Source organism: Kamptonema sp. PCC 6506, from assembly GCF_000180455.1.
GTDB classification, from domain to species: domain Bacteria; phylum Cyanobacteriota; class Cyanobacteriia; order Cyanobacteriales; family Microcoleaceae; genus Kamptonema; species Kamptonema formosum.
The window spans coordinates 1-4,671 of sequence record NZ_CACA01000184.1; the positions used below are offsets into that span (position 1 = coordinate 1).

8 protein-coding genes, 1 tRNA gene and 1 other annotated feature are annotated in these 4,671 nt (G+C 46.6%); of the genes, 8 read left to right on the plus strand and 1 reads right to left on the minus strand.

What is annotated here, in order from left to right:
- Window positions 1–770: inorganic phosphate transporter (locus tag OSCI_RS09920; RefSeq protein WP_168371089.1), on the minus strand; the 770-nt coding region annotated here is incomplete at its 3' end.
- A 74-nt stretch (window positions 771–844) separates the two neighbouring features.
- On the opposite strand from OSCI_RS09920, the gene rplS reads away from it, so the two are divergent.
- The 8 genes from rplS to rplJ all read left to right on the plus strand — a co-directional run.
- Complete coding sequence (rplS, locus tag OSCI_RS09925; protein ID WP_007354803.1) at window positions 845–1,228, plus strand: 50S ribosomal protein L19; 384 nt, start codon at window positions 845–847, stop codon at window positions 1,226–1,228.
- A gap of 112 nt (window positions 1,229–1,340) precedes the next feature.
- A tRNA-Trp gene (locus tag OSCI_RS09930) sits at window positions 1,341–1,413 on the plus strand.
- A gap of 45 nt (window positions 1,414–1,458) precedes the next feature.
- Window positions 1,459–1,620, plus strand: a complete 162-nt coding sequence (locus OSCI_RS28375; protein ID WP_019487550.1) for a hypothetical protein — start codon at window positions 1,459–1,461, stop codon at window positions 1,618–1,620.
- 155 nt (window positions 1,621–1,775) lie between these two features.
- Window positions 1,776–2,006 (plus strand): preprotein translocase subunit SecE, encoded by a 231-nt coding sequence (secE, locus tag OSCI_RS09940; protein WP_007354805.1) that lies wholly within the window; start codon window positions 1,776–1,778, stop codon window positions 2,004–2,006.
- Window positions 2,003–2,638, plus strand: coding sequence for a transcription termination/antitermination protein NusG (nusG, locus tag OSCI_RS09945; RefSeq protein ID WP_007354806.1), 636 nt, complete (start codon window positions 2,003–2,005; stop codon window positions 2,636–2,638). The genes secE and nusG overlap by 4 nt, the downstream gene beginning before the upstream one ends.
- A gap of 3 nt (window positions 2,639–2,641) precedes the next feature.
- Window positions 2,642–3,067 carry a 50S ribosomal protein L11 gene (gene rplK / locus OSCI_RS09950; RefSeq protein WP_007354807.1) on the plus strand — a complete coding sequence of 142 codons (426 nt, stop codon included), beginning with the start codon at window positions 2,642–2,644 and terminating at the stop codon, window positions 3,065–3,067.
- 83 nt (window positions 3,068–3,150) lie between these two features.
- Complete coding sequence (rplA, locus tag OSCI_RS09955) at window positions 3,151–3,864, plus strand: 50S ribosomal protein L1 (protein ID WP_007354808.1); 714 nt, start codon at window positions 3,151–3,153, stop codon at window positions 3,862–3,864.
- Between the two features lie 48 nt (window positions 3,865–3,912).
- Window positions 3,913–4,095 (plus strand) — a sequence feature (ribosomal protein L10 leader region).
- 29 nt (window positions 4,096–4,124) lie between these two features.
- Window positions 4,125–4,671: 50S ribosomal protein L10 (gene rplJ / locus OSCI_RS09960; RefSeq protein WP_019487549.1), on the plus strand; the 547-nt coding region annotated here is incomplete at its 3' end.

Here is a 4,671-nt window from a genome sequence, read left to right on the forward strand (position 1 = left end):
CGCTCCTCTGCTCCCCCCTCTCCCCCCTCTCTTCCCAATTGCTGCCAACTGATGGTAGTAAGGGAAAAAGTGGCGATCGCACCTAGTAAAATGGCAATATCGTGAGTAGGTAAATTCCAGCCTAACTGCTCTGAGACTATCTTTTGTAACGGTATACTCACAGTTGGCAGTACAATTACGCCAAAAATCCCCAATAGTGCTGCACTCAACCAGGGAATCCATTCCCGTAGTTGTTCTAAGGGATCTGGGCGATCGAGAATCCAACGCTTTACTAAACTGTAAAATAAGGCGGCGATCGCACCGCTGACTACAGGCGTAACCAACCAAGTCAGGGAGATCGTACCAATAGTTTGCCAGCGAACGGCACCAATTCCAGCCGCCACCCAACTAAAACCCGCGATCGCACCTACCACCGCATGGGAAGAAGAAACAGGCAAACTCAAACTGGTAGCGATTTGTAGCCATAACCCACAACTGACCAACACTGAAACCATACCAATTAAGAATAACTGGGGCATGGCAGCGAAGGCCTCTGGATTAACAACACCCGTCGCTAGAGTTTCCGATACCCCTTGACCAAAAAACAAGGCTCCTGTAAACTCCAAAATTCCAGCGACAATTATTGCCTGCGGCAGAGTCAAAGCCTTTGACCCTACCGATGTCCCCATTGAATTAGCAACATCATTCGCACCCAAATTCGCGGCGAGATATAAAGCCAGGAGTGCGATCGCTCCCAGTTGGAAAAAGTCAGCCCAAGAGACATCCAACATAAAAAATTATTTACACTTGATTTAGCGTCCGCTTTTGCCATATCATAGTAGATTGTGAGTTTCGGCAAAATTTTATGAAATGTGCAGAGATCGTCCGCTCGATTGAGACGGAAGAAATCAATAAGCTCAAAGTAGAGCTCAAGAAAGAACTTCCTGAAATCCACGTAGGCGACACCGTAAGAGTCGGCGTGAGAATTGTAGAAAGCGGGAAAGAACGAATCCAACCCTACGAAGGCACTGTCATTGCTAAACGCAACGGCAGCATCAACGAAACGATTACCGTCCGCCGCGTGTTTCAAGGCGTAGGAGTCGAGAGGGTATTTCTGATCCACTCACCGCGCATTGCCACCATCAAAATCATCCGCAGAGGGAAAGTACGCCGCGCCAAGCTATATTACCTGCGCGATCGCGTCGGCAAAGCCACCCGCATCAAACAACGCTTCGATCGCCCCTTGTAAAAATGGGCATCAAAACTTGGTTTTTGCCAAACTTGAGAATTTCGCTTGCGTTCGCGATCGCATTCTGTTAGACTAGGAATCTAGAGGTTAACCCAGTCAAGTCAAACCGGATGCGCTCTTAGTTCAGTTGGTAGAACGCAGGTCTCCAAAACCTGATGTCGGGGGTTCAAGTCCTCCAGGGCGCGCTGAATCACCAACTTTTAAAGTTCTGCCCGAAAGCGCCGAGATTTATGGCTACATCCAGCCTAAATCGCCAACTTTTGGGTAGAATTAACTGTGTGGGCGATTCACAAAAAACGGCAGAAACAGACGCTTTGTTTCGCGTCTTAATTCTCAGTTGCGCCTGTAAAATTACTGCTTTACACAAAGCAGTGCTAGTCAGGAAACATTGAGGTTAACTGCCAAATCAGCAGAGGCTCAATGCGCGGATTCGAGATTTGGGATAGTGAGTGAGCCGTTTAGGTTTAAAATTCTTAAGCCTGCGAATCGCTTAAACAATCTAAAATCTAAAATCTAAAATCTAAAATCGCAAAGGGGATTAGCAATCGTGGCGAAGAAAGACGAAGCACAAGTAGTAAAAGAAACAGCGCCTGGGTTCAACCCGACGAGTTTTTTCAAGGAAACGAAAGAAGAACTCGAAAAAGTGGTTTGGCCCAGCCGGCAGCAGCTAGTGAGTGAGTCCTTTGCCGTAGTCTTGATGGTAATCCTCTCGGCAAGCCTAATCTACCTAGTAGATAACTTTTTTAATTGGGCAGCGGCACAGGTGTTTGCACCATGACTTTTGCATCAGAAGAATCTCTGAATTCTACACAAATGTCGGAGGCAGACGCGCCGGAACTTCCGCCGGTTGAAGCCCGCTGGTTTGCCGTTCAGGTAGCTTCCGGCTGCGAGAAGCGCGTCAAAGCCAACTTAGAGCAGCGGATTCAAACATTGGATGTGAACGATCGCATCCTTGAGGTAGAAATCCCTCAAACTCCCGCGATCAAACTGGGCAAAGATGGCGCACGTCGGCACTCAGACGAAAAAGTCTTTCCCGGCTACGTACTCGTCCGAATGTTAATGGACGAAGAAACGTGGCAAATTGTTAAAAATACCCCGAATGTGATTAACTTTGTCGGGGCAGAGCAAAAACGCCGCTACGGGCGGGGACGGGGGCACGTCAAACCCCTACCTCTGAGTAATTCAGAAGTAGAGCGGATCTTCAGACAAACTCAGGAAGCAGAGCCAGTTGTCAAAGTTTCAATGGCAGCAGGAGATCACGTTGTGGTACTTTCTGGGCCATTTAAAGATTTTGAAGGTGACGTGATTGAAGTCAGCCCAGAACGGAATAAGCTCAAAGTATTGCTCTCAATTTTCGGACGCGATACGCCCGTAGAATTAGAGTTTAATCAGGTTCAGAAACATAGCTAACTAATGGCAAAGAAAATTGTTGCGGTAATTAAGTTGGCGATTACGGCGGGAAAAGCCAACCCAGCACCTCCGATCGGCCCAGCCTTGGGTCAACATGGTGTCAACATCATGATGTTTTGTAAGGAGTACAACGCCAGAACTGCCGATCAAGCAGGTCTAGTGGTGCCGGTAGAAATTTCGGTGTTTGAAGACCGGAGTTTTACGTTTATTCTCAAGACCCCGCCAGCGTCGGTGCTAATTCAAAAAGCAGCCGGCATTGCCAAGGGTTCAGGCGAATCGAACCGCAAAAAAGTCGGCTCGATTACCCGAAGTCAGTTACGGGAAATTGCGGAAACGAAAATGCCAGACCTCAATGCTAATGACATTGATGCCGCGATGAAAATCGTGGAAGGAACGGCAAAGAATATGGGCGTAGCGATCGCAGATTGATCCTTCAATCTTAAATCCAAAAGCTAAGTAAAATCAATTATGGGGGAGAGGCAGAGCTTCGTTAGTAACCCCAGGAGAAAAAAATGGCAAAAAAAGAGTCTCGCAGAATCCAAGAGCTCAAAAAGAAAGTAGAAGACCGGGTTTATCAACCACTAGAAGCCCTACAACTCCTCAAAGAAACAGCAACGGCTAAATTTCCCGAAGCTGCTGAAGCACATATCCGCTTAGGAATTGACCCTAAATATACGGATCAGCAGTTGCGGACAACCGTATCGCTACCCAAAGGAACTGGTCAAATTGTCCGCATTGCGGTAATTGCCAAGGGTGAAAAAGTTAAAGAAGCCTTAAATGCAGGCGCAGACATTGCTGGTTCTGAAGAATTAATCGATGAAATTCAGAAAGGCATGATGGACTTTGACCGCTTGATTGCCACACCAGACGTGATGGCACAAGTGGCAAAATTGGGCCGCTTGCTAGGCCCTCGCGGTTTGATGCCTTCTCCAAAAGGTGGTACTGTCACCTTTGATTTGGCACAGGCGATCGAAGAGTTTAAAGGTGGTAAGCTAGAATTTAGAGCCGATCGCACAGGCATTGTTCATGTCATGTTCGGCAAAGCAGCTTTTTCTGCTGAAGACTTGCTAGTTAACCTACACGCTTTGCAAGAAACCATTGACCGCAACCGTCCTTCTGGTGCTAAAGGCCGCTACTGGCGGACGATGTATGTATCAGCAACGATGGGGCCGTCAATTCAAGTTGATATTAGTGCTCTGCGCGATCTAAAACTTGATGCAGCGTAATTGTTAATGGTTAACGGTTAACTGTTAACCGTTAACCATTAACGAATACAAATACAAATCAATAAGCCATAGACAGCAGGTGTTAACACCTTAATTTCCTGCCGAGGCTAAGAAAGTAAAAACTTAAAATTAAGTAAAAGTTAAAAATGTCTAATTTTTAATTTTTAATCTCTAATTTTTAATTTTTATTTCCTTGCCCCGGCTTGAAAGTCGGGGTTTTTGATTGGCAGTTTGGGATTTTTAAAGGAGGTGAGACAAGTATGGGCAAAACCGTAGCGCAGAAAAATGAAATCATTACTGAACTCAAGGACAGCTTGAGTCAGTCGCAACTGGCAGTCATCATTGACTATCAGGGGCTATCTGTTGCGGAAATCACAGATTTGCGTCGTCGTCTGCGTCCAAAAGGTAGCAGTTGCACAGTGACCAAAAATACGCTGATGCGAATTGCTGTTGAGGGCGACGCGAAATGGCAACCGATGCAGGAATTACTGAAAGGTGCTTCTGCTTTAGTGTTTGTCAAAGAAGATATCAGTGGCGCGATTAAAGCTTACCAAGAGTTCCAAAAAGCCTCTAAGAAGAGTACCCTTCGCGGCGGCGTTATGGAAGGGAAGCTTTTAAAAGAAGCTGATATTAAAGCGCTGGCGGATCTTCCGTCCAAGGAACAACTCATGGCTCAAATTGCCGGTGCTATCAATGGTGTAGCTACCAAGCTGGCTGTGGGTATCAATCAAGTTCCTACTTCTATCGCTCGCGGCCTCAAGGCTTATGCCGAAAAAGAAGGCGGCGAAACAACTGAAGCATCGGAGT